General features: G+C 59.7%; 22 protein-coding genes. 14 read left to right on the top strand and 8 right to left on the bottom strand.

From position 1 onward, the window contains the following. Positions 1–28 precede the first annotated feature (28 nt). From thiM to fbaB, 3 genes are all read left to right on the top strand, one after another. The gene (gene thiM / locus ACMYSN_RS23155) at positions 29–805 is read left to right on the top strand and encodes a hydroxyethylthiazole kinase (RefSeq protein ID WP_462496309.1); all 777 of its coding nucleotides are present in this window, start codon (positions 29–31) and stop codon (positions 803–805) included. After that, positions 802–1,602: a hydroxymethylpyrimidine/phosphomethylpyrimidine kinase gene (gene thiD, locus ACMYSN_RS23160; RefSeq protein ID WP_462496310.1), complete on the top strand. Its 801-nt coding sequence runs from the start codon at positions 802–804 to the stop codon at positions 1,600–1,602. Before thiM ends, thiD begins: the two co-directional genes overlap by 4 nt. 201 nt (positions 1,603–1,803) lie before the next feature. Beyond that, positions 1,804–2,856, top strand: coding sequence for a class I fructose-bisphosphate aldolase (fbaB, locus tag ACMYSN_RS23165; protein WP_123755520.1), 1,053 nt, complete (start codon positions 1,804–1,806; stop codon positions 2,854–2,856). 40 nt (positions 2,857–2,896) lie between these two features. On the opposite strand, the gene ACMYSN_RS23170 is transcribed toward fbaB, so the two are convergent. Together ACMYSN_RS23170 and ACMYSN_RS23175 are read right to left on the bottom strand one after the other, a co-directional pair. After that, entirely contained in the window at positions 2,897–4,504 is a 1,608-nt protein-coding gene (locus tag ACMYSN_RS23170; protein ID WP_462496311.1) for an FGGY-family carbohydrate kinase, read from the bottom strand. A 31-nt stretch (positions 4,505–4,535) separates the two neighbouring features. Continuing rightward, positions 4,536–5,285, bottom strand: coding sequence for an SDR family oxidoreductase (locus ACMYSN_RS23175; protein ID WP_174507887.1), 750 nt, complete (start codon positions 5,283–5,285; stop codon positions 4,536–4,538). Positions 5,286–5,554: 269 nt separating this feature from the next. Between ACMYSN_RS23175 and ACMYSN_RS23180 the strand changes: the two genes are divergently transcribed. Then, positions 5,555–6,565 carry a LacI family DNA-binding transcriptional regulator gene (locus tag ACMYSN_RS23180; RefSeq protein ID WP_462496312.1) on the top strand — a complete coding sequence of 337 codons (1,011 nt, stop codon included), beginning with the start codon at positions 5,555–5,557 and terminating at the stop codon, positions 6,563–6,565. Between the two features lie 10 nt (positions 6,566–6,575). On the opposite strand, the gene ACMYSN_RS23185 is transcribed toward ACMYSN_RS23180, so the two are convergent. After that, entirely contained in the window at positions 6,576–7,517 is a 942-nt protein-coding gene (locus tag ACMYSN_RS23185) for a sugar-binding transcriptional regulator (RefSeq protein WP_123755101.1), read from the bottom strand. A gap of 208 nt (positions 7,518–7,725) precedes the next feature. Between ACMYSN_RS23185 and dalD the strand changes: the two genes are divergently transcribed. From dalD to ACMYSN_RS23235, 10 genes are all read left to right on the top strand, one after another. Next, positions 7,726–9,093 (top strand): mannitol dehydrogenase family protein, encoded by a 1,368-nt coding sequence (dalD, locus tag ACMYSN_RS23190; RefSeq protein WP_462496313.1) that lies wholly within the window; start codon positions 7,726–7,728, stop codon positions 9,091–9,093. A gap of 9 nt (positions 9,094–9,102) precedes the next feature. Further along, on the top strand, positions 9,103–10,566 hold the full coding sequence (gene xylB / locus ACMYSN_RS23195) for a xylulokinase (RefSeq protein WP_462496314.1): 1,464 nt from the start codon (positions 9,103–9,105) through the stop codon (positions 10,564–10,566). 69 nt (positions 10,567–10,635) lie between these two features. Further along, positions 10,636–11,913 (top strand): RbtT/DalT/CsbX family MFS transporter, encoded by a 1,278-nt coding sequence (locus ACMYSN_RS23200; RefSeq protein WP_462496315.1) that lies wholly within the window; start codon positions 10,636–10,638, stop codon positions 11,911–11,913. Between the two features lie 54 nt (positions 11,914–11,967). Next, positions 11,968–12,630 carry an HAD family hydrolase gene (locus ACMYSN_RS23205; protein ID WP_462498318.1) on the top strand — a complete coding sequence of 221 codons (663 nt, stop codon included), beginning with the start codon at positions 11,968–11,970 and terminating at the stop codon, positions 12,628–12,630. Between the two features lie 319 nt (positions 12,631–12,949). After that, the gene (locus tag ACMYSN_RS23210; RefSeq protein WP_426617530.1) at positions 12,950–14,104 is read left to right on the top strand and encodes a mandelate racemase family protein; all 1,155 of its coding nucleotides are present in this window, start codon (positions 12,950–12,952) and stop codon (positions 14,102–14,104) included. Positions 14,105–14,209: 105 nt separating this feature from the next. Next, complete coding sequence (locus ACMYSN_RS23215; RefSeq protein ID WP_462496316.1) at positions 14,210–15,832, top strand: ABC transporter substrate-binding protein; 1,623 nt, start codon at positions 14,210–14,212, stop codon at positions 15,830–15,832. Beyond that, on the top strand, positions 15,829–16,866 hold the full coding sequence (locus tag ACMYSN_RS23220; protein ID WP_123755094.1) for an ABC transporter permease: 1,038 nt from the start codon (positions 15,829–15,831) through the stop codon (positions 16,864–16,866). The genes ACMYSN_RS23215 and ACMYSN_RS23220 overlap by 4 nt, the downstream gene beginning before the upstream one ends. Next, positions 16,863–17,768 carry an ABC transporter permease gene (locus ACMYSN_RS23225; RefSeq protein WP_462496317.1) on the top strand — a complete coding sequence of 302 codons (906 nt, stop codon included), beginning with the start codon at positions 16,863–16,865 and terminating at the stop codon, positions 17,766–17,768. The genes ACMYSN_RS23220 and ACMYSN_RS23225 overlap by 4 nt, the downstream gene beginning before the upstream one ends. After that, entirely contained in the window at positions 17,740–18,603 is an 864-nt protein-coding gene (locus tag ACMYSN_RS23230) for an ABC transporter ATP-binding protein (RefSeq protein ID WP_462498319.1), read from the top strand. The genes ACMYSN_RS23225 and ACMYSN_RS23230 overlap by 29 nt, the downstream gene beginning before the upstream one ends. 10 nt (positions 18,604–18,613) lie before the next feature. Further along, positions 18,614–19,387 (top strand): ABC transporter ATP-binding protein, encoded by a 774-nt coding sequence (locus tag ACMYSN_RS23235; protein WP_462498320.1) that lies wholly within the window; start codon positions 18,614–18,616, stop codon positions 19,385–19,387. A gap of 45 nt (positions 19,388–19,432) precedes the next feature. Here ACMYSN_RS23235 and yegS read toward each other — a convergent pair whose 3' ends face one another. The 5 genes from yegS to mdtD form a co-directional block, all read right to left on the bottom strand. Then, a complete protein-coding gene (yegS, locus tag ACMYSN_RS23240; RefSeq protein WP_462496318.1) occupies positions 19,433–20,326 on the bottom strand; it encodes a lipid kinase YegS in 894 nt (297 codons plus the stop codon). Positions 20,327–20,688: 362 nt separating this feature from the next. Further along, positions 20,689–22,050, bottom strand: coding sequence for a peptidase U32 family protein (gene trhP / locus ACMYSN_RS23245; protein WP_462496319.1), 1,362 nt, complete (start codon positions 22,048–22,050; stop codon positions 20,689–20,691). A gap of 250 nt (positions 22,051–22,300) precedes the next feature. Continuing rightward, positions 22,301–23,023, bottom strand: coding sequence for an envelope stress response regulator BaeR (gene baeR, locus ACMYSN_RS23250; RefSeq protein ID WP_123755090.1), 723 nt, complete (start codon positions 23,021–23,023; stop codon positions 22,301–22,303). Next, positions 23,020–24,531 carry a two-component system sensor histidine kinase BaeS gene (gene baeS / locus ACMYSN_RS23255; RefSeq protein WP_462496320.1) on the bottom strand — a complete coding sequence of 504 codons (1,512 nt, stop codon included), beginning with the start codon at positions 24,529–24,531 and terminating at the stop codon, positions 23,020–23,022. Before baeS ends, baeR begins: the two co-directional genes overlap by 4 nt. Next, positions 24,528–25,952, bottom strand: a complete 1,425-nt coding sequence (gene mdtD, locus ACMYSN_RS23260; protein ID WP_462496321.1) for an MFS transporter — start codon at positions 25,950–25,952, stop codon at positions 24,528–24,530. The genes baeS and mdtD overlap by 4 nt, the downstream gene beginning before the upstream one ends.

Here is a 25,952-nt window from a genome sequence, read left to right on the forward strand (position 1 = left end):
CTTCTACGTCGCCTGGCTGGAGCACACGATGCAAACTGAGCCACTCAATCTCGCGCATATCGCGCACCTGCAACATCTGTTTCGCCGCCATTCCCCCCTTGTGCACTGCATGACCAACGATGTGGTACAGACCTTTACCGCCAACGTTCTGCTGGCGATCGGCGCCTCGCCGGCAATGGTTATTGACCCGCAAGAAGCGGCGCAGTTTGCTGCTATCGCCGATGGACTGCTGATTAACGTCGGCACCTTAACCGTCGACCGTGCGGAAGCCATGCGCGGCGCGGTGCTCAGTGCGCAAAGCGCCGGTAAACCCTGGACACTGGATCCGGTGGCGGTTGGAGCATTAACCCTGCGCAGCACCTTCTGCCATGAACTGCTGAGCCTGCAACCGGCGGCCATTCGCGGCAACGCCTCGGAAATTATGGCGCTGGCCGGCATGAGCGGCGGCGGGCGCGGCGTGGACACCACCGATACCGCCGCCGCGGCGCTGCCGGCGGCCCAGGCGCTGGCCCGACAGATCAATACCATTGTGGCAGTGACCGGTGAAGTGGATTACATCACCGACGGACAGCGCACACGCACGGTCAGCGGCGGCGATGTGCTGATGACCCGGGTGGTGGGCACCGGCTGCGCGCTCTCCGCCGTAGTGGCCGCCAGTACCGCCATGCCAGGCGACCGCCTCGAGAACGTTGCCGCCGCCTGCGGCCTGATGAAACAGGCCGGTGGCCTGGCGGCTCACGGCAGAGGACCGGGCAGTTTTACCCCGGCATTTCTTGATGCGTTATACGGGGAGCTGCAGGGATGAAACGGATTAATGCACTGACTATCGCCGGTACCGACCCCAGCGGCGGCGCCGGGATCCAGGCCGATCTGAAAACGTTCTCTGCGCTGGGGGCCTATGGCTGCTCGGTGATCACCGCGCTGGTGGCGCAAAACACCCGCGGCGTGCAGTCGGTCTATCGTATCGAACCTGACTTTGTTGCCGCCCAGTTGGATTCCGTGTTCAGCGACGTGCGCATCGATACCACCAAAATTGGCATGCTGGCGGAAACGGATATCGTGGAGGCGGTGGCGGAGCGCCTGGCCCGCTATCAGATCGACAACGTGGTGCTGGATACGGTGATGCTGGCGAAAAGCGGCGATCCGCTGCTCAGCGCCTCTGCGGTGGAGACGTTACGCAAGCGCCTGTTGCCGCACGTGTCGTTGATTACCCCTAATCTGCCGGAGGCGGCGGCGCTGCTGGATGCCCCCCATGCGCAAAATGAGAAAGAGATGCTGGAGCAGGGGCGGGCGCTGCTGGCGATGGGCTGCGGCGCGGTACTGATGAAAGGCGGCCATCTCGATAACGCCGAAAGCCCGGACTGGCTGTTTACCCGCGACGGCGAACAGCGCTTCACCGCGCCGCGGGTGCAGACCAAAAATACCCACGGTACCGGCTGTACGCTCTCCGCGGCGCTGGCCGCACTGCGCCCACGCTATGCCGACTGGGGGCAGACGGTGGCGGAAGCTAAAGGCTGGCTCTCTGCGGCGCTGGCGCAGGCCGATTCGCTGGAAGTGGGCCACGGCATCGGGCCGGTGCACCATTTCCACGCGTGGTGGTAAATCGGATAACGCTCCCCGCTGGCTGAGGGATGTCGACACCATTATCTGTGCCAGCGAGTCCCGATTCCAGCCGGTTAAAACCGCTGAAAAATGCGATCCCGGCTGGAAAATATGCTAAGTCGGTACCAGGCTTAACCTGCCCAAATACTTGGGTCAGGAAAAGACATGCCGGCTGCGGCCGGCGCTAACGGGAGCATAGCTATGACTGATATTACGCAGTTGCTTGGTAAAGATGCCGACAGCCTTTTACAGCACCGTTGTATGACCATTCCAGCTGACCAGCTTTATCTGCCGGGGTCAGATTATGTCGACCGGGTGATGGTAGATAACAACCGTCCGCCGGCGGTGCTGCGTAATATGCAAACCCTCTACAACACCGGGCGCCTGGCAGGGACCGGATACCTCTCCATCCTGCCGGTTGACCAGGGCGTGGAACACTCGGCAGGCGCCTCGTTTGCCGCCAACCCGCTCTACTTTGATCCGAAAAATATCGTCGAACTGGCTATTGAAGCTGGTTGCAACTGCGTGGCGTCCACCTATGGCGTGCTGGCCTCGGTTTCGCGCCGCTACGCGCACCGCATTCCCTTCCTGGTGAAGCTTAACCACAACGAAACCCTCAGCTACCCGAACACCTTTGACCAGACGCTGTACGCCAGCGTGGAGCAGGCATTCAACATGGGGGCGGTGGCGGTCGGGGCGACGATCTATTTCGGTTCCGAGGAGTCGCGTCGCCAGATTGAAGAGATCTCGGCGGCCTTTGAACGCGCGCATGAGCTGGGCCTGGTGACCGTGCTGTGGGCCTATCTGCGTAACCCGGCGTTCAAAAAAGACGGCGTCGATTATCATGTCTCGGCCGATTTAACCGGTCAGGCGAACCATCTGGCGGCCACCATTGGCGCCGATATCGTGAAGCAGAAAATGGCCGAAAATAACGGCGGCTATAAAGCGGTTAACTTTGGTTATACCGACGATCGCGTGTACAGCAAACTGACCTCGGAAAACCCGATCGACCTGGTGCGCTATCAGCTGGCGAACTGCTATATGGGCCGTGCCGGGTTAATCAACTCCGGCGGCGCGGCGGGGGGCGAAACAGACCTCTCGGATGCCGTGCGTACCGCGGTCATCAACAAGCGTGCTGGCGGGATGGGGCTGATCCTCGGTCGTAAAGCGTTTAAAAAGTCGATGAGCGACGGCGTGAAGCTGATTAATGCGGTGCAGGATGTCTATCTGGACGGCAAAGTGACCATTGCCTGAGTACTGGCCCCTCTCCATGAGAGGGGCCTCACTTCAAGACCTACTGGCGCAGCAAGCGGGCTGCCTGCTGCAGCGCCAGATAGGCTTCATAGCGGCGTTGATGCAGTGCCTGATACGACGTCGTGCAACGGTAGGTTTTATCCACCCGGGTAAACTGCTTCATGGCCTCCGGCAGCGACGCCGACACCCGACCGGCGACGGCGCCAAGAATAGCTGAGCCTAACAGCACCGGTTCGCTGCACTCGGTACTCACGATGTTGATACCGCAGGCATCGGCCAGCAACTGACGGACCAGCGGATGCTGCCCGGCACCGCCGCTGATGACGATGTTTTCACAGTGAATGCCGCACGCCTGCTGGGCGTCAAGGATCTGCCGCAGCCCGTAGCCAATCCCGCATAACCCCGCGACATACAGCGCCAGCAGATTATCCAGATCCTGCTCCATGCCTAATCCCGCGACCACTGCTCTGGCCTCCGGGTCCGCCAGTGGCGCGCGGTTACCCAGAAACTCCGGTACCACCAGCAGCCCGGCGGCGAGGTCGGCCGCCGCGGAGGCACTGCTCACCTGAGCCAGAACCCGATCGGCGAGATACACCGGTAGCGCCACCCCAGCCTGCTGAGCCAGTTCGCTGGCCTGCGCGGCCGCTGGGTGAAAACGCAGCAGCTGGTCGATCGCGGCGCCTGCCGCACTCTGGCCACCTTCGCTCAGCCACAAACCGGGTACCATCGCGGAGTAGTACGGTCCCCAGACGCCGGGCACGAAAACGGCTTTGGCGGTGCTGGCCATGGTGCAGGAAGAGGTGCCGAACACGTAGGCCATATTGCTGACCGCGCCATCGAGCACCCCGACGGTGCCGATGCCGCCCGCATGGGCGTCAATCATCCCGGCCGCCACGGGCGTGCCGACCGGCAGACCCATCTCCCGGGCCGCCTCGGCGCTGAGTCCCTGGCCGCAGGGGGTGCCCGGATCGACAATGCGTTGGCCGATACGCGCAAAGTCGTCGTCCGCCAGATCGTCGAGGCCAATCTGGCGGAAGTAGTCGGCATCCCAGCGCTGTTCATGCGCCAGATAGGTCCATTTGCAGGTGACGGTACACATTGAACGGGCCAGATCGCCGGTGGCGCGCCAGGTCAGGTAATCCGCCAGGTCGAAGAAGTGTTGCGCCTGCTGATAGGTCTGCGGCCGGTTCTCCTTCAGCCACAGAATTTTCGGCGTTTCCATCTCCGGTGAGATAGTGCCGCCGACGTACTGCAGCACCGCGTGTCCGGTGGCGTTAATCTTTTCGGCCTGGGCCGTGGCGCGATGATCCATCCAGACGATGATATCGTGCTGAGGATCGTCCCCAGGCCCCACCGCCAGCGAGGCGCCATGTTCGCCGACCACCACCAACGAGCAGGTGGCGTCGAAACCAATCCCGGCGACGGACTGCGGGGCGGCGCCGGAGCGGGCCAGCGCGCTGTGAATGCAACTGCAGACCGCCTGCCAGATTTCGCGGCTGGATTGTTCCACCACGTTACCCGCGCTGCGAAACAGGGTGATCCCCTGGGTTGCATGGGCGAGAAGGGTGCCATTAAGGTCAAAGACACCGGCGCGCACGCTGGCGGAGCCGACATCGACGCCAATAATGGTTTGTTTATCGTCGTTCATAGAGCCATCCTTAAGCCTGGCGGGTTAATGTTCAGAGATCCACGCTGTTAGGCAGGATGACCAGATCGCGAACGGTGACGTTTTTCGAGCGGGTCACCATAAACAGCACCGATTCGGCCACTTCAATGGGCTGCATCAGGCTGCCATTCGCCAGCGCCTCTTCCATTTTTTCTTTTGGCCAGTCATCGAGCAAGGCGGTTACCACCGGGCCCGGCAAGACGGCCCCGACCCGCACGCCATGCTGCGACACCTGGCGACGGGTGGTGTGCACAAAGGCCTGCACGGCAAATTTGGAGGCGGTGTAAATCGGTTCCCAGATAACCGGCACCACTCCGGCGATGGAGCTGGTAAAGATAATATCGCCGGATTTCTGCGCGATCATATGCGGCAGGACGCTGCGCACGCAGCGGAAGGCGGCGTTGGTATTGAGATGCAGGACACGATCCCAGACGTCCGGGTCGCCTTCCGCCACCGGCCCGCCGATATAGGCGCCGGCGTTGGCGTGGAAAATATCCAGCCCGCCGGCGAGATCCAGAATGCCCGCCAGCAGGTTGTCGACCTGCGCGCCCTGCATCAGATCAACCTGGAGCGCAAAGGCATTTTCGCCAAGTTCAGCCACAATCTTATTCAGCTTTTCGCCTTCGCGGTCGATCAGCACGACTTTGGCGCCCGCCGCGAGCAGGGTGGTGGCGCAGGCGAGACCGATGCCGGAAGCGGCGCCGGTGACCGCAGCGACTTTACCGTTGAGAGAAGTATTCATAGAGGATACAGAGTGGTTCATTTTATAATCCTTCTTTGAGTCTGTTTAGGTCAATCTGTCGGGTCATCGCCAGGCGTGGGGCCTGCGTTGATATCGTGCGTGAAATATTGTTAACGTAATGAATCTAAACGCTATTTATTGGTATATGCTGAAGTGTTAGCAATCAGTGACGCAATACGGTATGGAGTATAGTGGTAGCTCAATCGATGAAGCCAATGTAGCGCCAGCTTCATCGATTGAGCAAGTGGGGAAATTAACAGCGAAATGAATTTGTGACGTAAGTTGGGAAAATGAAAAAAATCACTATCTACGATCTGGCGGAATTATCCGGCGTGTCGGCAAGCGCGGTGAGCGCGATCCTCAATGGCAACTGGAAAAAGCGCCGCATCAGCGCAAAGCTGGCGGAAAAGGTCACGCAGATCGCCCAGGAGCAGGGCTATGCGATAAACCGTCAGGCGAGCATGCTGCGTAGCAAAAAATCGAATGTGATTGGCATGATCGTTCCCAAATACGATAACCGTTACTTCGGCTCGGTGGTGGAAAGCTTCGAAGAGATGGCGCGTGAGCGCGGCCTGCTGCCGATTATCACCTGTACCCGCCGCCGTCCGGAGCTGGAAATTGAAGCGGTCAAAGCGATGCTCTCCTGGCAGGTCGACTGGGTGGTGGCGACCGGGGCAACCAACCCGGACACTATCACCGAACTGTGCCAGCAGGCGGGGGTGCCCACCGTCAATCTCGATCTGCCGGGCACGCTGGCTCCGTCGGTTATCTCCGATAACTACGCCGGGGCCAGAGCGCTGACGGATAAAATCCTCGATAACAGCCTGAGGCGTCACGGTACCCTGGCGCCGCTGACTTTCGTCGGCGGACGCAGCAGCGACCACAACACCCTTGAACGTCTGCGCGGTTTCCGCGATGCACATCGGCAGCGAGGGATCGAGGTGCCGGAAGAGAATGTGCTCGCGCCCGGTTACTCAAAGGGCAAAGTGGAAGCCTGCATGCAGGCCCGCTTCGGCGCCGGGGAGGCGCACCTGCAGGGCTTTTTCGTCAACTCGACGATCTCGCTTGAAGGGGTGGTCAGATGGCTGGCGCAGCGGGGGCTAACCGGCACCGAACAGCCGCCGATGGGCTGTTTTGACTGGGACCCGTTTGTCTTCCTGCTGGGCCACGATATCGATATGGTGCAGCAGAATGTGCAGGCGATGCTGGAGGCGGTGTTTAGCCTTATCGACGCCGACGACGCCAGCAAACGGCTGATTGAAATCCCGCCGCTGCTGATCGACAGTCGCGAACATCTCTGAGCGCCTGCCGCTAGCGGGTCAGCAACCAGCGCGCGGTGTGCTCATCGGTAACCAGGCCGTTGATCCAGCCGCCTTTCAGCGCCGCGAGGATCGCCGGGCGCTTGTACTCGCCGCAGGCAACCGCGATGCGCGGGCACTGATTCTGGCGAATATCGTAGCTGGTGATCATCCGGTTGATATCGCTCGCCACCACGCCGCCTTCGGCATCGATAAAGCGGCCAAGGATCTCGCCGATGCCTCCCTGGGCCGTCAGCTCGTCCAGCTGCGCCTGGTTGATAAAACCGTCTTTAAAGATCGGACTGTTGGTGCCCAGCGGGCCGATCCCGACGAAAATCACGTCCGCCTGCTGCGCCACCCCTGAAACGTTGCGGAACAGGCGGCTGGTGCACCACATCTCATGTTCATCCACCGTTTGCGCATAGCGCGGCGCGGGCCATTGATAGTATTTAGCCTGAATTTTACGCGCCAGCAGCAGAGGAACATCATCGTAGTAGTTACACTGCCCGTCGGCATCCATGGCGCTGATTAGCGCCACGCAACGGGTATTCAGGCTGTCAAAGTCGATGCGCTGCATGGTTTTTTTCAGCGTCAGCCCGGAGCCGATGCCGATAATTTTCGCTTTATCGTCCTGCAGATAGCGGGCCATCAGCTGATAGCAGCCGAAGGAGACGCTCTCCAGAGTGCTCTCTTCGCTCCAGGCGGGGACGATATTGCAGGCGATCAGCTGATATTTTTCCTGTAGCAGCTGCGCATAGTCGAGGCAGTTCGCCACCGGGTGGTGGAGGCCAATGGAGACGATGCCCTCTTCTTTGGCGGCGGCGATCATGCGCTGGACCACCGGCCTTGAGGTGCCCAGCTGGCTGGCTATCTCGCTTTGATTGAGCCCGGCAATGTAGTACATCCATGCCGCGCGGACCTTCTGATCCAGCCTGATGTCATCTTCTTTACCCATGATCCCCTGCCTTAAGCCTGTCCAGCCGGCGTGATTGCCGGTAAACCCTTATCACCGCATTTTCGCTGCGGTTTTATAAACAGGCAAGCTTTTGCTCTGATTTGGTCATTTGTAATTTTAATGGTCAATTGATCTTTTGTGATCTATCGCTCTTAATTAGGTCTAATGATCATCTACAGTGGCCGCATACACTCAAGGAGATCAGCATATGAATCAGCAATACACGTGGCTTCACATCGGTCTGGGTTCTTTTCATCGTGCGCATCAGGCGTGGTATCTCCATCGTCTGATTGCCGGGGGCGATCGGCGCTGGCATATCGCTGCCGGGAATATCCGGCAGGATGCCGAGCAGGTGGTGCAGGCGCTGGCGGCGCAAAACGGGCGCTATGTGCTGGAAACTGTCAGCCCGGACGGGGAGCGCGAATACGAAGAGATCACCTCGATTCAAAAACTGCTGCCGTGGCAGGCTGACCTGCAACCGCTGATTGCCGAAGGGGCGCAGCCGCAGACCAAAGTCATTGCCTTCACCGTGACCGAAGGTGGGTACTACCTGAACACCAGCCATAAGCTGGAAACCAGCAACCCGGATCTCCAGTCCGACCTGCAGGGCGGCTGCGCCACCATTTATGGCACCATTGCGCGCATTCTGGAAAAGCGGATGGCCGACAATGCCGGACCGCTGACGCTGCTCAACTGCGATAACGTGCGCCACAACGGCGAACGTTTTCATGACGGGCTGGTGGAGTTCCTGCAGTTAACCGGCAAGCAGGCGGTGATTGCGTGGCTGGCGGAGAATGCGACCTGCCCGAACACCATGGTTGACCGCATCACGCCGCGCCCGGCGGCGGATCTGCCGGCGCGCATTAAAGCGCAAACCGGCATCGACGATCGTGCGCCGGTGATGGGCGAAACCTTTATTCAGTGGGTGGTTGAAGATAATTTCCGCGATGTGCGTCCGGACCTTGAAGCTGTCGGCGTGGAGATGGTCGCGTCGGTCATTCCTTACGAAGAGGCGAAAATCCGCATTCTGAACGCCTCCCACAGCTGCATCGCGTGGGCCGGAACCTTGATCGGCCAGCGCTATATCCATGAGAGCACCCTGACCGATTTTATCTACGCCATCGCCGACCGCTACGTCACCGAAGATGTGATCCCGTGCCTGGGAGATAACGGGATCGACCTGGCGACTTACCGCGATGTAGTGCTTAAGCGCTTTACCAACCCGTACATCCAGGACACCAACCAGCGGGTGGCGGCGGATGGCTTCTCGAAAATTCCGGCGATGATCGCCCCGACGTTACAGGAATGCTACCAGCGCGGCGCTCGCCCGGAGGCCACCGCCATGCTGCCGGCGCTGTTCTTCGTGTTTATGGAGCAGTGGCACAAAGGCACTCTGCCTTACGAGTACCAGGACGGCATTCTTGATGCTCAGGCGGTGCACGAGATGTTCGAATCCAGCGACCCCATTGCCTGCTATGCCAAAGACCGGGCGCTGTTTGGCTCCCTGTGCGAGCGGGATGATTTCCTGGTCCTGCTGCGCGAGAAAGTGGCGGCAGTCTATTCACTGATGCAATAGGAGCGCGCGATGTATTTAGGAATCGATCTCGGAACGTCGGAAGTCAAAGCGCTGGTCATTGATGAGAACAATGATGTTGTTGCCAGCCATAGCGCGCCGCTGAGCATTCAGCGGCCCCATCAGCATTGGTCAGAGCAGGCGCCGCAGGCCTGGTGGGAGGCGACGGAATACCTGATTGCTACGCTGCGGGAGAAATGCGCCGGCCACTGGTCAGCAATTAAGGCCATCGGCCTCTCCGGGCAGATGCATGGCGCAGTGCTGCTGGATAGCCGCGGGGAGGTGATCCGCCCGGCGATTTTGTGGAACGACACCCGCTGCGCGCAGGAGTGCCGCGAGCTTGAGGAGATGGCACCCGAACTGCATCAGGTGGCCGGGAACCTGGCGATGCCGGGCTTCACCGCACCGAAACTGCTGTGGGTACGCCGTCACGAGCCGGAAAACTTTCAGCGCACGGCCACAGTGATGCTGCCGAAGGACTATCTGCGCTACAAAATGAGCGGGCAAAAAATTTCTGATATGTCCGATGCCGCCGGGACGCTGTGGCTGGACGTGGCGAAACGCGACTGGTCCGATGGACTGCTGGATAAGTGCGGCCTGTCGCGAAGCCATATGCCGGCGCTGGTCGAAGGCTGTGAGGTTTCCGCCACGCTCGACCCGCAGGTAGCGGCGCGCTGGGGATTAAATGCTTCGGTGGTGGTGGCCGGCGGCGGGGGCGATAACGCAGTCAGCGCCATTGGCGTTGGTGCGGTTTCGCCGGGAGATGCGTTTATCTCCCTCGGCACCTCCGGGGTGCTGTTTGTGGTTACCGACGCCTACCGTCCGGCGCCCCAGTCGGCGGTGCATGCTTTCTGCCATGTGCTGCCCAACCTGTGGCATCAGATGAGCGTGATGCTCAGCGCCGCCAGCTGCCTGCAGTGGTTCTGCCGCTTAACCAGCACCACCGAAGTGGCGCTGCTGGAGGAGATCGCCCAGCTCAGCGAGGCGGAAAAGGCCAACGCGCCGATGTTCCTGCCCTATCTCTCCGGGGAGCGCACGCCGCATAACGATCCTGACGCGCGAGGGATGTTTTGGGGGATGACGCACGCCAGCCTGCGTGCCCAGCTGGGCTACGCGGTGCTGGAAGGGGTGAGTTTCGGCATTAACGATGGTTTGCAGGTGCTGAAAGAGAGCGGCACGCAAATTACACAGTGCTCGCTGGTGGGCGGCGGCGCCCGCAGTCCCTTCTGGGCGCAGCTGCTGGCCGATATCCTCAACATGCCGGTGGTCACCCACAAAGGCGGTGAAACCGGCGGCGCGCTGGGGGCGGCGAGGCTGGCCTGTCTGGCAGTCGGTAAACCGCTGGCCGAGGTGTGCGAAAAGCCGGAGGTCTACCAGACATGGCGCGCCGCGCCCGAGCGTCACCACGCGCTGATGCAGCGCTATGCACAGTTTAAATCGTTATATCTGACCGACCTGAATTATAGACATCATTGATTTTAATAATAAAAACCCTCCGGTGCTTTCACCGGAGTTGCTTCTCTGCACCCTAAAAACGAGGTCATTATGTCCGTGAATAACAACCAGTGGTTCGGTTTGCCGCTGAATCTGATATGGGGATACATCGCTATCGCCGTGTTCATGACCGGCGACGGGTTTGAACTGGCTTTCCTGTCACACTACATCAAGGAGCTGGGCTTTACGCCGGCCCAGGCCTCCTTCGCCTTTACGCTGTATGGCCTTGCCGCCGCGTTATCGGCGTGGATCTCGGGTGTGGTCGCCGAAATTATCACCCCGCAAAAAACGATGCTGATTGGCTTCGTGTTGTGGTGCGCGTTCCATGTGCTGTTCCTGGTATTCGGCCTCGGGCATGCCAACTATCCGCTGATCCTGTTGTTCTACGGCATTCGTGGCTTTGCCTATCCGCTGTTCCTCTACTCTTTTATCGTCGCCATCATCCATAACGTGAAGAGCGAAGGCGCCAGTTCGGCGTTGGGCTGGTTCTGGGCGGTCTATTCCATCGGGATTGGCGTGTTCGGCAGCTATATTCCGAGCTTTACGATCCCGCATATTGGTGAACTGGGTACGTTATGGCTGGCGCTGGTGTTCTGCGTGACCGGCGGCATCGTCGCCCTGGTATCGCTGCGCCACATTGAGACGCCGCGGCATATGCAAAATCTCACCACCCGCGAGAAGTTTGCCGAGCTTGGCCGCGCGGCGACGCTGCTCTATACCAACCGCAATATTTTGCTCTCCAGTATGGTGCGGATCATCAACACCCTGTCGCTGTTTGGTTTTGCGGTAATTATGCCGCTGATGTTTGTTGATGAGCTGGGCTTTACCACCTCAGAGTGGCTCCAGGTGTGGGCGGCGTTCTTCTTCACCACTATTTTCTCCAACGTGCTGTGGGGGATCCTCGGTGAAAAACTGGGCTGGATCCGGGTGGTGCGCTGGTTTGGCTGTATCGGGATGGCGCTGTCGAGCCTGGCGTTTTACTACATTCCGCAGCACTTCGGGCATAACTTCGCGATGGCGTTGATACCGGCGATTGCGCTGGGGATTTTTGTGGCGGCGTTTGTACCGATGGCGGCGGTATTCCCGGCGCTGGAGCCGAAGCACAAAGGGGCGGCCATCTCGGTTTATAACCTGTCGGCAGGGCTGTCCAACTTCCTGGCACCGGCCATTGCGGTAGTGTTACTGCCATACTTCAGCACCATCGGCGTGGTGGTGGCCTACACCGCACTGTACGTGCTGGCCTTTTTCCTCTGCGCGTTTATCCGCGTTGAGCAGCCGGGCTTTACCATTGAGCCGGACTCTGCCGCCAGGCGCGCCGAGTTTTCCTGATTGTCGTTACCGGGTGGATATGGCGGTCATATCCGCCCGGTCAGAAGAGAGAAGATAAGCATGAAAGCGGTTATTTTTGACATGGATGGCGTCATTATTGATTCAGAAGCGCTGTGGCGCCGGGCGCAAAGGGAGGCGCTGGCCAGCCTGGGCGCCACGGTCAGCGAGAGCGAATGCGAAGCCCTGACCAAGGGCAAACGGCTGGATGACATTGCCCGGGTGTGGTGTCAGCACTGCCGGCTGGCGCTAACTCCTGACCAGCTGGAGCCGCTCATTTTAGGCCGCATCACCGGACTGATCGCCGCAGAAGGCCAGGCGATGCGCGGCGTTAACGAGGTCTTCGCCTATGCGCGCCAGCAGGGTTACCGCATTGCGCTGGCGACCTCGTCGTCACATCAGGTGATTTCTGCGGTACTGGATAAGCTGTCCCTGCGGCCGTACTTTGACGTGATTTCCAGCGCCGATGACGATGAGTGGGGAAAACCGCATCCGGCGGTCTACCTGTCAACTCTGCGCAGACTCGGCCTGAGCGCCGGACAGTGCCTGGTGTTTGAAGACAGCTATCATGGTTTTTGTGCCGCGCAGGCGGCAGGTATTCCAACGGTGGTTGTGGCGCCGGATTGCCAGAATCCGCGCTTTAACGGCGCCGTGGCCCGTCATCATTCGTTAACCGAGTGGCTGCAGCGGCAATCTGAACCGGTGCTGGCCGCAGGATAACGACCCTTCTGGTGAGCGCAGCATCCCTGGCGATGTAAACGGTCTGTTCGTCCCATCGTACTGCGCTCACCGCTCTCAAACTCCCTGTCGACCGCCATCACATTTCGCCCCTCTTTTGTGAAAACAATCACGCTTTGTCGTGCCAATGCCCAAATTTCTGCCGTTGCTTAGCGGAATTTGTCCGAGGAAGTGTTACAAAATTGTGCTTAGATTAGTAATTGAAACGCTTTTTCAATTAAACGAGCCCGTTTTTCCGGATTTACTCTGTTGCGCCCATTTCAGGTGAATGCGTTCAGGTGCTCTGTACTAAGGACTAATAATGAAAATTGAATCTGTAAACGTGACCGTTTTTGAGTATCCCACCCGTCGGGTCTCCGACAGCGCCGGGCACTCTCATCCCGGGGCGGAGAGCATGGCGAAAATGGCCATGCTGACCATTACTGCCGATGACGGCAGCCAGGGCTTCTCCTTCTCGCCGCCGGAAATCGTGCGGCCGTTTGTGGTGAATACCTTCTTTCGCAAAGTGCTGGTGGGGCAGGACCCCTTTAACCGTGAGCGCATCTGGCAGGATCTCAACCACTGGCAGCGCGGCAGCGCGCATCAGCTGACGGAACGTGCGTTGTCGTTTATCGAGCAGGCGCTGTGGGATCTGATTGGCCGCAAACTCAATATGCCGGTCTATAAGCTGCTTGGCGGCTATCGCGATAAGGTACCGGCCTACGGCAGCACCATGTGCGGCGACGATCTGCCTGGCGGGCTCTCCACGCCGCAGGAGTACGCGGCCTTCGCGGAAAAACTGGTCGCCCGTGGTTACAAAGCCATCAAGCTGCATACCTGGATGCCGCCGGTCTCCTTTGCGCCGAACCCGAAAATGGATATCAAAGCCTGCGCGGCGGTGCGGGAAGCGGTGGGGCCAGACATTGATTTAATGATCGACGGCTACCACTGGTACAGCCGCGCCGAGGCGTTATGGATCGGTAAGGAGCTGGAAAAACTCGACTTCGCGTGGTTTGAAGAGCCGATGGAAGAGGACTCGATGTCGTCCTACGCCTGGCTGGCTGAAAATCTGACCATCCCGATCGTCGGCCCGGAAAGCTTCGGCGGCAAACACCATATGCGTGCGGAGTGGGTCAAGGCCGGCGCCTGCGACATTCTGCGTGCCGGGGCTAATGGCGTGGGCGGGATTACGCCAACCATGAAGGTGGCGGCGCTGGCGGAATCCTTCGGCATGGATTGCGAAGTTCACGGCAACGGCGCCGCGAGCCTTGCGGTGGTCGGGGCGATCCGCAACTGTCGCTGGTACGAGCGCGGTTTACTGCACCCGTTCCTCGATTATGACCAGCCGGCGGCGTACCTGAACAGCATCGTCGACCCGATGGACGACGAGGGCTTTGTGCATTTGTCCCAGCGTCCGGGTCTTGGCGAAGATATCAACTTTAACTGGATTGAAGCGCATACCGTCAGCCACGACTGAGTCATAACCAGCAGCACCCTATAACAATAAAACCAGCCCTCCTTGCTCGTGCAGCGTAACCGCAGGCATGAGCGACGGCGGGCATACCCTACAGGCGATACCGACATGAAAAGAACTTCCCTGATGGGAGCGTGTTTACTCGCGCTCGCCATAAGTATGGGGGGTGGGGGGGCGTACGCCAAAACGCCGCCCGACCAGCTCATTATCGGCATGAACATGAATAACCTGCTTACCCTCGACCCGGCGGCGATGACCGGCAACGAAGTGGTGGGGATCGTGGTAAACCTCTACGATTCGCTGGTGGAGCTCGACCCGCAGCAGCTGACCCATGTGCGCCCGGCGCTGGCGGAGTCCTGGGACATTGCCCCGGACGGCAGTTCCCTGACTTTCCACCTGCGCAAGGACGTAAAATTTCACTCGGGTAACCCGCTCACCGCCGCGGATGCGGTGTGGTCGATGCGGCGTATCCTGCACCTCAATCTTGCCCAGGCCTCGGTGTGGAAATCGTACGGCTTTAGCAAAGATAACATCGATAAGCAGGTGACGGCGCTGGATGACTACACCCTGCAAATCGCTCTGCCGAAAGCCAACGATCCGCAACTGGTGCTTTACTCGCTGGGCGCGCTGGGCAATCTCGGCGTGCTCGACAGCAAAACGGTGCAAAGCCACGAGAAGGATAACGACTGGGGCAACCGCTGGCTGACCACCCACGAAGCCGGTTCCGGGCCGTTTATGCTGGAAACCTGGCAGGCCAAAGACGTCCTTCGCATGCAGCGTAACCCGAACTACTGGCGCGGTGAGGCGAAGATGAGCCGGGTGGTGCTGCGCCATTTCCAGGAGTCGCAAACGCTGCGTCTGATGGTTGAGAAGGGCGATCTGGATATTGCCAGCAATATGGCGGTGTCGGATATCAATGCACTGCGCCATGACCCGGCCCTGAGCATCGATGCGGTCCAGCGCGGGACGATGTACTACGTGGCGATGAGCATGAAGGAGCCGCATTTCGCGAACCCGAAAGTGCGTGAGGCGCTGCGCTATCTGATTGACTATCAGGGCATAAATAAAGCGCTGATGCCGGGCTATGGCGTGTTGCATCAGCGCCCAATCAAAGCTGGAATGCCCTCGACGCTGCCGGACCCTGGCTATCGGCTGGATATTCCTCGGGCGAAAAAACTACTGGCCGAAGCCGGCTATCCCGAGGGGTTTGACACCACCTTGCGGGTACTGTCCGACCAGCCGTTCCTCAATATTGCTATCGCCGTACAGTCGACGCTGATGCAGGCGGGCATTAACGCCAAAATCATCACCGGTACCGGCAACCAGATCTACGGCGCGATGCGCGAGCGTCAGTTCGACCTGCTGGTGGGCCGCGGCGGCAGCGGCATGGAGCCGCATCCGCACTCCAGCCTGCGCGCGCTGGTCTACAACCCGGATAACAGCGATGCCGCCCGGCTGACCAACTTCCAGGGCTGGCGTACCGGTTTCTACGATAAGCCGCTCAACGAGATGATCGACCGCGCGTTGCTCGAACGCGATCCGCAAAAACAGGTCGCTGACTACCAGGCGATTCAGACCCGCTACGATCAGCTGGTGCCGGCCCTGATCCCGTTGTCACAAATGGTGGATTCGGTGGTGGTGCGTCATGAGGTCAAGGACTATCAGCCGCACCCCTCCGCCACCACTTTTTTACGCGACGTCTATAAAGTCAGCGAAGGAGAGAAAGGATGAGCACCATGCTGTTTTCCCCCGGCTCTCGCGCCCGGCGCTTTTCAACCCGTCTGCTGCAGGTTGCGATCACCCTGTTTGGCCTGCTGCTGCTGACCTTCACCATCGGTCGGGTGATGCCCATCGATCCGGTGCTGGCGATTGTTGGCCCGGATGCCGATCAGAGCACCTATCAACAGGTCTATCAGCAGATGGGCTTTGACCGCTCGCTGCCCACGCAGTTTGCGATCTACTTCTACAACCTGATGCACGGCGATTTAGGCAATGCGTTGCTGACCGGTAAACCGGTGATGGACGATATTATCCGCGTCTTCCCGGCCACCATGGAGCTGGCGACCATGGCGATTATCGTCGGCGCTGGCCTCGGTATTCCGCTGGGCGTGCTGGCGGCGGCGCGGCGCAACAGCCTGAGCGATTACGTGGTACGTATTATCAGCCTCGCTGGCTATTCGACGCCGATCTTCTGGGTCGGGATGGTGGGGCTGCTGGTGTTCTATGCCTGGCTGGGATGGGTCGGTGGTGCCGGGCGGGTGGATCTCGGCCTCGACGGCATCGTGCCGCGCCGCACCGGGCTGATGACCGTCGACGCGCTGCTGGCGGGCAACAGTCAGGTGTTCTGGAACGCCATCAACCACCTGATTCTGCCGGCTTCTTTACTGGGCTTTCACTCGCTGGCCTACATCAGCCGCATGACCCGCAGCTTTATGCTGGCGCAACTGTCTCAGGAGTTCATTATCACCGCCAGGGTGAAGGGCTTAACCGAGCGCCAGGTTATCTGGAATCACGCGTTCCGCAATATCCTGGTGCAGTTGCTCACCGTGGTGGCGCTGGCCTACGGCGCCTTGCTGGAAGGGGCGGTGCTGATTGAAACCGTCTTCTCGTGGCCGGGCTTCGGCTCCTATCTGACCGGCAGCCTGTTGCTGGGCGACATGAATGCGGTGATGGGCTGCGTGCTGCTGGTCGGGGTGATCTTCGTCATGCTCAACCTGCTCTCTGACATGTTGTATCAATGCTTTGACCCGAGGACCAAATCATGACCGTTTCTCTGGAGACGCCGCTGCAACGCGGCGGTACTGAAGGCCGCCGGCGGGTCATGCGTACCCTGGCGTGGGGTGCCGGATTCATCGGTAAAATGGCGTGCAATCCGCTGACAGCGGTGGGCGGCGGGATTATCAGCCTGCTGCTGATCGTGGCAATCTTCGCCCCGTGGATCGCCCCCTACAACCCGCTGGTTCAGGACCTGAACAATGCGCTCAGCGCGCCGGATTCTCAACACTGGTTCGGCACCGATGAGTTTGGCCGCGATATCTTCAGCCGCCTGGTCTACGGTTCGCGGATCACCCTGTATATCGTGCTGCTGGTGTCGGTCACCGTTGGGCCGCTGGGCCTGCTGTTGGGGGTGAGCGCCGGTTACTTCGGCGGCAAGGTGGATATGGTGCTGATGCGGGTGACCGATATCTTCATCTCCTTCCCGAGCCTGGTGCTGGCGCTGGCGTTTGTGGCGGCATTAGGGCCGGGGCTGGAGCATGTGGTGATTGCCATCACCCTGACCGCGTGGCCGCCGATTGCGCGTCTGGCAAGGGCTGAAACTCTGTCGCTGCGCCAGGCGGATTTTATCTCCGCCGTGCGTTTGCAGGGCGCTTCTCCGGCGCGGGTGCTGTGGAAACACATCGTCCCGCTGTGCCTGCCGTCGGTAATTATCCGCATCACCATGAATATGGCCGGGATTATTTTGACCGCCGCCGGTCTGGGCTTCCTCGGCCTTGGCGCACAGCCGCCGGAGCCGGAGTGGGGGGCGATGATCTCCAGCGGTCGCACCTACATGATGGAGTGCTGGTGGGTAGTAACGATTCCGGGGCTGGCGATTCTGATTAACAGCCTGGCATTCAACTTCTTAGGAGATGGCTTACGTGACATCCTCGATCCTCGCAGCGAATAATGCACCACTACTCGACGTCGGCGATCTGTGCGTCGATTTTGTCAACGGCGGCGCGGTGACCCACGCGGTGCGCGGCGTCACCTTCCAGCTGGGTCGGGAAAAACTGGCGATCGTCGGGGAGTCCGGCTCGGGAAAATCCACCGTCGGGCGGGCGCTGCTGCATCTGCACCCGAAAAAGGCGCGGATCACCGCCAGCCGCATGCAGTTTGGCGATATCGATTTGCGCCAGCAGAGCGAAGCGCAAATGCGCACCATCCGCGGCAAGCGCATCTCGATGATTATGCAGGACCCGAAATACTCGCTGAACCCGGTGGTGTGCGTCGGGGATCAGGTGGCCGAAGCCTGGCTGACCCACAACCCCGGGCGTAAAGCGCAGGCCAGAACCAAGGCGCTGGAGATGCTGGACGTCGTGCGTATCCGCGATCCGCAGCGGGTCTATCGCCTGTATCCGCACGAGATTTCCGGCGGCCAGGGGCAGCGGATCATGATCGCCATGATGTTAATCACCGATCCGGAGCTGATCATCGCCGATGAACCGACGTCGGCGCTGGACGTCTCCGTGCGCCTGCAGGTGCTGGGGCTGCTCGATGACCTCGTCAAGTCGCGCGGGCTGGGGCTGATTTTTATCAGCCACGACATCAACCTGGTGCGCAGCTTTTGCGACCGGGTGCTGGTGATGTACGCCGGACGGGTGGTGGAGTCCATTGCGGCCAACGAACTCGATAACGCCCGCCATCCCTACACACAGGGGCTGATTAACGCGTTACCGGATATGCAACATCGTCGCCCGGTGCTGCCGGTGCTACAGCGCCAGGCCAGCTGGCTTACGGAATAAGGAGCGGATGATGATTGAAGTTAACAACCTGAACCTGGTGTTTGGCGAAGGCGAGAAGCGTAACCAGGTGCTGTATGACGTCAGTTTTCAGGTGCAGCCGGGGGAGATTTATGGGCTGGTGGGAGAGTCTGGTTCCGGAAAGACCACCGTGCTGAAGTGCCTGGCGGGGCTGTTCACCCACTGGCAGGGCGCGCTGTCGATTGACGGTCACGCGCTGGATCATCAGATTCGCCGCGAGCGCTGTCGGCAGGTGCAGATGGTGTTTCAGGATCCCTACGGATCGCTGCATCCTCGGCATACCATCGGCGATATCCTCGAAGAGCCGCTGCAGATCCACGGCGTCGGCGATCGCGACCGGCGGGTGAATACCCTGCTGGATCGGGTGGGGCTGAACCGCGCTTTTCGTGACCGTTATCCGCACCAGCTTTCCGGCGGTCAGCGCCAGCGAGTGGCTATCGCCCGGGCGCTGATTCTGGAGCCGCAGGTGCTGCTGCTGGATGAGCCGACCTCGGCGCTGGACGTATCTGTGCAGGCCGAAATCCTCAACCTGCTGGCGGAGCTGCAGCAGGAGTCCCGCTTAACCTATCTGATGGTGACTCATGATTTAGGGGTGATAGCGCATCTGTGCCAGAAGGTGGCGGTGATGCAGCACGGCAAAATCCTTGAGACGCTGACGGTGGATGCCCTGGTCAACGGTGATGCGCAGACGGCCTATACGCAAATGCTGGTTACCGCCAGCCAGCGCTATACCCGGGAGATGGCGCGCGAAGTGGCCGCCTACTGAGGAGTGTGCCGGTGCATCAGGGATGAGGCACCGGCACAATTTGTGTTATTTCAGCAATGCACAGTCCGGCGGCAGGCGGCAGCGCAGGGCACCGGGCAGCACTTCCATGCGGAAATGTGTGCCGCTGAGCGGTTCACCGTCGAGGTTAAAAGTCATCTCATGGGGGGCGGAAATCTCAAACCATGACGATACGCCATCCACCAGGTTCGGGGAGTTGTCGGGGTTCGCCAGGGTGGTGAACAGCGCCGGAAGGAGCTCTTCGCCGGTAAAGACCCGCACGTGCAGCAGGCCGTCGTTAATCAGCGCCTGCGGGCAAAGCTGCTGGCCGCCGCCGGCCTGACGACCGTTGCCGATACCGATCACCAGCGCGTTCCCTTGCCAGCTGAAGTTCTCGCCGCGAATTTCGCAGCGGTCGGGCTTCAGGGTATCCATGCGCATCAGGCCATGAATCAGATAGGAGATGCCGCCGAGCGCGGCTTTAAGTTTTTCCGGCGTTTCGGTGGTGATCCGGGTACCAAAACCGCCGGTGGCCATATTAATAAAGCCGGTCTTGTCGTTAACCCGCGCGACGTCTATCGCCACTTCACGGCCAACAATTGCCAGCTTCAGCGCGCTGGCTAAATCCTGCGGGATGCCGACGCTGGTGGCGAAGTCGTTGGCAGTACCCAGCGGCAAAATTCCGAGTGCGGCCTGACATTCACGCTGGACCAGCGCGGTGGCGACTTCATTGATGGTGCCATCACCGCCGCCAGCAATCACCGTGCCGACCTCAAGCTGTATGGCCTCGTCGACATACCGGACGGCATCGCCTTTTTCCCAGGTCACGCGGACATGGATGTCGACGCCTTCTTCGCGTAACAGGGTGATTGCTTCACGTAGCTGGGGATCGTTCGCCCCTTTGCCGTTGAGAATCAGTAAGCTGGCTGGAAACGTGGACATGGGTATGGCTTCCTTTTTGCACAAGATGCAGAAAGTGTACCGCATGACGCCGGGGATGGATATTTTGCGCCACTTATGGTGAGAAGTACGACAGGCCTGGGTTGTGGCAGAGGGCAAAAAAATAAGCCCGCGTAAGGGAGATTACGCAGGCTAAGGAGGTGGTTCCTGGTACAGCTAGCATTTATGGGTTATGTTTTTCAGCAGACTGGATGATACCCGCTTCAAGCGAAGCGGTGTGTGATCCGTTTCTAATATCTTTGTTCCGTGAAAAAATAACCCTACTAAACCCTAAATAATTCGAGTTGCATTTGCGTTGGCTTTGCTCCTCGGCCTCCGCCTGCAGCTCGAATTATTCGGGTACCTTAGTTGCCGTGCGGGTTACGGGTGCTCTGTCCGGTAAAGTTACGCATCAGCAGCGCGTATTGCAGCTCCATCTCTTCCGGAACCGGCAGCCAGACGGTGTAGCCATCGCCAGGGGCGACCGGCATCGCTTCGCCTTTGGCATTCACCATATGTTCGAGGGTGAAATTGACATTGCCCTGCGGCGTCATCAGTTCCAGGCTGTCACCGACGGAGAACTTATTTTTCACCGCGACGGCCGCCAGTTGACCATTGCGCTCGCCGGTAAATTCACCGACAAACTGCTGGCGTTCGGAGAGGGAATAGCCGTACTCGTAGTTCTGGTAGTCGTCATGGGTATGACGGCGCAGGAAGCCTTCGGTATAGCCGCGGTGGGCCAGCCCTTCCAGAGTTTCCAGCAGGCTTTCATCAAACGGTTTGCCGGCGGCGGCATCGTCGATGGCTTTGCGGTAAACCTGAGCGGTACGCGCACAGTAGTAGAAGGATTTGGTTCGGCCTTCGATTTTCAGCGAATGCACGCCCATTTGGGTCAGGCGTTCAACGTGCGCAATGGCGCGCAGGTCCTTGGAGTTCATGATGTAGGTGCCGTGTTCGTCTTCGAAGGCGGTCATGTATTCGCCCGGACGTTTTGCTTCCTCAATCATAAACACTTTGTCGGTCGGTGCACCGACGCCCAGAGTTGGCTCGACGGTCTGAACCGGAATCGGCTCCTGCTGGTGGACGATGTTGCCGACGATATCTTCTTTGCCTTCCGAAACGTTATATTCCCAGCGGCAGGCGTTGGTGCAGGTGCCCTGGTTCGGGTCGCGCTTGTTGATATAGCCAGAGAGCAGGCAGCGGCCGGAGTAGGCCATACACAGGGCGCCATGGACGAAAATCTCAATTTCCATCTCGGGAACCTGGCTGCGGATCTCGGCAATTTCATCCAGCGACAGCTCGCGGGAAAGAATCACCCGGCTCAGGCCCATCTGCTGCCAGAATTTAACCGTCGCCCAGTTTACGGCGTTGGCCTGTACTGACAGGTGGATCTGCATCTCGGGGAAGTGCTCGCGCACCAGCATGATTAAACCTGGATCGGACATGATCAGCGCGTCCGGCCCCATATCCACCACCGGTTTGAGATCGCGAATGAAGGTTTTCAGCTTGGCGTTATGCGGCGCGATATTGACCACCACGTAGAATTTTTTGCCCTGCTGATGAGCTTCATTGATGCCCAGCTGCAGGTTTTCGTGGTTGAATTCATTGTTGCGCACGCGCAGAGAGTAACGCGGCTGGCCAGCATAAACGGCATCGGCGCCATAAGCGAAAGCGTAACGCATATTTTTCAGCGTTCCCGCCGGGGAAAGGAGTTCCGGTTTAAACATGATTTTCTCGTTCTGATGACAGGTCAGATTCGCCACACCTGATGCGGCGAGTTGGGGAGACGCTCTCGCAGGGAGAGTGCCCACACATTAAGGGCGGGCATTGTAGCGCTGTGGAGGAGGGGAGTAAACCGTAGGGTTTAATCAATGCGCAAGGTCGTGGCCGTTGGCGTTGACGTTTCCCCGGAGGCGGTGCTGCGCATCTGTCCGGGCTAGCGGATTGCAGGAACCTGTAGCCCGGTCAGGTGGCTCACTACGCCAGCCGGCAGGCGTCTGCTTCCCAACGATAGCCGACGCCATACACCGCACGAATAAACGACTGTTCGGTGTCCAGCGATTCCAGCTTGCGCCGCAGGTTTTTGATATGGCTGTCGATGGTGCGGTCGGTCACCACGCGATAATCATCATACAGGTGGTTAAGCAGCTGTTCGCGCGAGAAGACCTTGCCCGGCTCCTGGGAGAGGGTTTTCAGCAGGCGGAACTCGGCGGGGGTCAGATCCAGCAGCTTATCGCGCCATGATGCCTGAAAACGGCCTTCATCGACGATCAGCGGGCTTTCCGCATCCAGCGCCTGCAGATCCCGGCGCGGCTTGCAACGGCGAAGAATGGTTTTCACCCGCGCCACCACTTCACGTGGGCTGTAGGGCTTGCAGATATAATCATCGGCACCAATTTCCAGCCCGAGCAGCCGGTCGATCTCCTCAATTTTGGCGGTAACCATCACCACCGGCACATCGGAGAAGCGACGGATCTCCCGGCACAGGGTCAGACCATCGGTGCCCGGCAGCATCAGATCCAGCAGAATGAGATGCGGTGGGGTTTGACGAACGTAAGGCAGGACCTGATCGCCGTGATTAATCAGCGTCGGTGCATAACCTGCCGCGAGCAGATAGTCGAGCAGCAACTGACCCAGTTTGGGTTCATCTTCCACGACAAGAATGCGTGGGGTATTTTCATCAACAGGTAATTCACTCATACGTCTCTCGATATATCACGTTCCAGTGGTAACTCAACTTTAATGCTAACCCCGCCAAAAGGCGAATGGTCGGCGCGTAAGCTGCCGCCATGGGCAGCCACAATATTGACACAGATCGCCAGCCCCAGCCCAGAGCCGCCACTGGCACGATTGCGAGAACCTTCGGCGCGATAAAAGCGTTCGCACAGCCGCTCCAGTTGCTGGTCGCTGACCCCCGGACCGCTGTCGGCGAAATCCAGAATCAGGCGTTGACCGCTCTGGCTGGCGCTGATCAGCAGCTGTCCGCCGCTATCGGTATAGCGAAGGCTGTTTTCCAGCAGGTTATTAAACAGCTGCATCAGGCGATCGCCATCGCCAAAAATCATCGCGCTTTCCGGCAGCGACACCTTGATGCTCAGCCCCCGGCTGGCGAAACGTTCGCGGAAAGCGCCCGCCGCCACTTCCAGCAGGGTAATGATGTCGACCGAGGTTTTCTGATAGGCCAGCGCGCCTTCATCGGACATTGACAGCTGGTGCAGATCGTCCACCAGTTTGGTGAGGGTGGCGACTTCAGCCTGCAGCGACGGAATGGAGTCCGGGGTGAATTTACGCACGCCGTCCTGAATCGCTTCCAGTTCGCCGCGCAGTACCGCCAGCGGGGTTCGCAGCTCATGGGAGATATCCGCCATCAGGTCACGGCGCATCTGCTGGTTACGTTCAAGGGTGCTGGCAAGCTGGTTAAAATCCTGCGCCAGACGGCCGAGTTCATCGCTGCTGGTGGCGGTAACGCGGGTGCTGAAATCTCCCGCCGCCAGACGATGGGTCCCTTCAACCAGCCGTTTCACCGGTGCCAGCAGGCCGCGGGCCAGCGGGAAGGTCGCCAGCGCCGCCAGCAACGTGGCGAGGGCGACAATCAGCCAGCTGGTGCGCTTTTGCTGGCGATCGAAATTGATATCGGTATTGCGCGTCAGGCGCTCAACCGGCGAGGCCACCACCATGCCGACCCGCACGCCGTTGACCATAATGTCGCGTCGAGTACCATCTTCCGGCAGCTTTTCCGGCGGGCCGACCAGCACCCGGCCTTTCTGGTCGACAACCCAGAACATGGTACGCCAGCCGTGCGGCGGCATATCCGGGCCAGGACCGCGTGGGCCGCCAGGTGGTCCATCGGGGGGGCCTTCTGGCGGCGGGCCATCGTGGCCGGGGCGATCGTAGGGCGATCCGCCGCCGTTCATTCGGCGTCCGCCGGAGGCGCGATCGTCGCTCTCGCGGTCAAACGATTTTAAGATCTGGAAAATAAACCGATCGTTGTTGCGCAGGAATTTCCAGCTGCCGTGCAGAGAGTACTGCTCGCTCAGCGCATCGCCCAGCAGGGTCAGGCGCTGTTCGTTACCGCGCTTGATATAGTCGATGAACCCGCGTTCAAAGCTGATGCGCACCGCCCAGTGCATGCTGATAAGCAGCACGATACAGGTGGCTAAAATGGCCAGAAACAGTTTGCCGGTAATCCCCGGACGCCAGTACTTCACGGCTCACTCCTTTTATGACGGCTACGACGGGCGATGGTGGTGTTGCTGCCGGTCTCATCCGGTACACGGGAAAAAATAAACGCCGGGAGCGCAATGATCGCCGCCATGCACAGATAGGTATAGAAGAAGACCTGATGGACGGTAGCCGGGTCGGCGCTCAGATGCTGCTGGCCGAACATCCCGAGCAGGATCCCGGCGATGGTGACGCCGATACTCATCGACAGCTGCATGATCATCGACAACAGGCTGTTGCCGCTGCTGGCCAGCTCATCCGGTAGGTCTTTCAGGGTCAGAGTATTCATCGAGGAGAAACGGCTGGAGTTGATCATGCCTTGCAGCACCAGCACCACCGGCAGCAGCCAGTACCAGCCCGCCAGCGCGACGGCCATAAACAGCAGGCTGATCAGCGCCAGGCCGAGGGTCGCCACCACCAGCACGCGACGGTAACCAAAGCGGTTTACCACCTGCACCACAATGCGTTTCATCCCCATGCTGCCGAGGACCATAGGAATCATCATCAGCCCGGCGTGGAACGGCGTGAAGCCGAGGCCAATTTGCAGGAATACCGGGGTCATAAAGGGCAGCATGCCGCTACCGATGCGCCCGGCAAAGCTCCCGCCGAGCCCGAGAGAGAAGGTGCGGTTGCGAAACAGCTTCAGGCTGAACAGCGCGTTATCGTTGTCCCGGGCGTACCACAGATAGAGCAGGATTGAGGCGACGCCGATGACCACCAGCGCGCTGAGCAGCAGCGGAGAAATCCCCAGCCCTTTTTTACCGTCGAGGGCGAGAGTCAACGTGGCCATTCCCGCCGCCAGCAGAATAAAGCCAAAAATATCAAAACGCCGGGTTTGTAAGGTGTAGTTCGGCATCAGCCACAGGGTGGCGATGGCGCCGATAATCCCCACCGGGATGTTGATTAAAAAGATCCAGTGCCAGGAGGCATACTCCACCAGGATACCGCCGAGAGCCGGACCGAGCAGCGGCCCGACCTGGCCGGGGAGGGTCACGAAGGTCATGGCCGCCATATATTGCGAACGCGGGACGATTTTCATCACCGTCAGGCGACCTACGGGCACCATCATCGCGCCACCAACCCCTTGCAGCACCCGGGCCATGACCAGCTGATCGAGCGTGTTAGCCTGGGCGCAAAACAGGGAGCCGAGGGTAAACAGTACAATGGCAGTGAAGAAAATATTGCGCACGCCGACCCGGTCCGCCAGCCAGCCGCTGGCGGGCAGCATGATCGCCACCGTCAGCACGTACGAAACCACCACCATATGCATGTGCAGCGGACTCTCCCCCAGGCTGCGGGCCATGGAGGGGAGGGCGGTGTTGACGATAGTGGTATCCAGCGACTGCATAAAGAAGCCGAAAGCCACTATCCAGAGTTGCCAGCGTACGCTGGAGGGCAGTTCTGTCAT

It is taken from the genome of Klebsiella sp. R445, assembly GCF_051131755.1.
In the GTDB taxonomy this organism is placed as follows: domain Bacteria; phylum Pseudomonadota; class Gammaproteobacteria; order Enterobacterales; family Enterobacteriaceae; genus Klebsiella; species Klebsiella lignicola.

Bases quoted from the DNA above. Each gene is read 5' to 3' on its own strand.
- thiM (WP_462496309.1), top strand. From the start codon at position 29: ATGCAAACTGAGCCACTCAATCTCGCGCATATCGCGCACCTGCAACAT.
- thiD (WP_462496310.1), top strand. From the start codon at position 802: ATGAAACGGATTAATGCACTGACTATCGCCGGTACCGACCCCAGCGGC.
- fbaB (WP_123755520.1), top strand. From the start codon at position 1,804: ATGACTGATATTACGCAGTTGCTTGGTAAAGATGCCGACAGCCTTTTA.
- ACMYSN_RS23170 (WP_462496311.1), bottom strand. From the start codon at position 4,504: ATGAACGACGATAAACAAACCATTATTGGCGTCGATGTCGGCTCCGCC.
- ACMYSN_RS23175 (WP_174507887.1), bottom strand. From the start codon at position 5,285: ATGAACCACTCTGTATCCTCTATGAATACTTCTCTCAACGGTAAAGTC.
- ACMYSN_RS23180 (WP_462496312.1), top strand. From the start codon at position 5,555: ATGAAAAAAATCACTATCTACGATCTGGCGGAATTATCCGGCGTGTCG.
- ACMYSN_RS23185 (WP_123755101.1), bottom strand. From the start codon at position 7,517: ATGGGTAAAGAAGATGACATCAGGCTGGATCAGAAGGTCCGCGCGGCA.
- dalD (WP_462496313.1), top strand. From the start codon at position 7,726: ATGAATCAGCAATACACGTGGCTTCACATCGGTCTGGGTTCTTTTCAT.
- xylB (WP_462496314.1), top strand. From the start codon at position 9,103: ATGTATTTAGGAATCGATCTCGGAACGTCGGAAGTCAAAGCGCTGGTC.
- ACMYSN_RS23200 (WP_462496315.1), top strand. From the start codon at position 10,636: ATGTCCGTGAATAACAACCAGTGGTTCGGTTTGCCGCTGAATCTGATA.
- ACMYSN_RS23210 (WP_426617530.1), top strand. From the start codon at position 12,950: ATGAAAATTGAATCTGTAAACGTGACCGTTTTTGAGTATCCCACCCGT.
- ACMYSN_RS23215 (WP_462496316.1), top strand. From the start codon at position 14,210: ATGAAAAGAACTTCCCTGATGGGAGCGTGTTTACTCGCGCTCGCCATA.
- ACMYSN_RS23220 (WP_123755094.1), top strand. From the start codon at position 15,829: ATGAGCACCATGCTGTTTTCCCCCGGCTCTCGCGCCCGGCGCTTTTCA.
- ACMYSN_RS23225 (WP_462496317.1), top strand. From the start codon at position 16,863: ATGACCGTTTCTCTGGAGACGCCGCTGCAACGCGGCGGTACTGAAGGC.
- ACMYSN_RS23235 (WP_462498320.1), top strand. From the start codon at position 18,614: ATGATTGAAGTTAACAACCTGAACCTGGTGTTTGGCGAAGGCGAGAAG.
- yegS (WP_462496318.1), bottom strand. From the start codon at position 20,326: ATGTCCACGTTTCCAGCCAGCTTACTGATTCTCAACGGCAAAGGGGCG.
- trhP (WP_462496319.1), bottom strand. From the start codon at position 22,050: ATGTTTAAACCGGAACTCCTTTCCCCGGCGGGAACGCTGAAAAATATG.
- baeR (WP_123755090.1), bottom strand. From the start codon at position 23,023: ATGAGTGAATTACCTGTTGATGAAAATACCCCACGCATTCTTGTCGTG.
- mdtD (WP_462496321.1), bottom strand. From the start codon at position 25,952: ATGACAGAACTGCCCTCCAGCGTACGCTGGCAACTCTGGATAGTGGCT.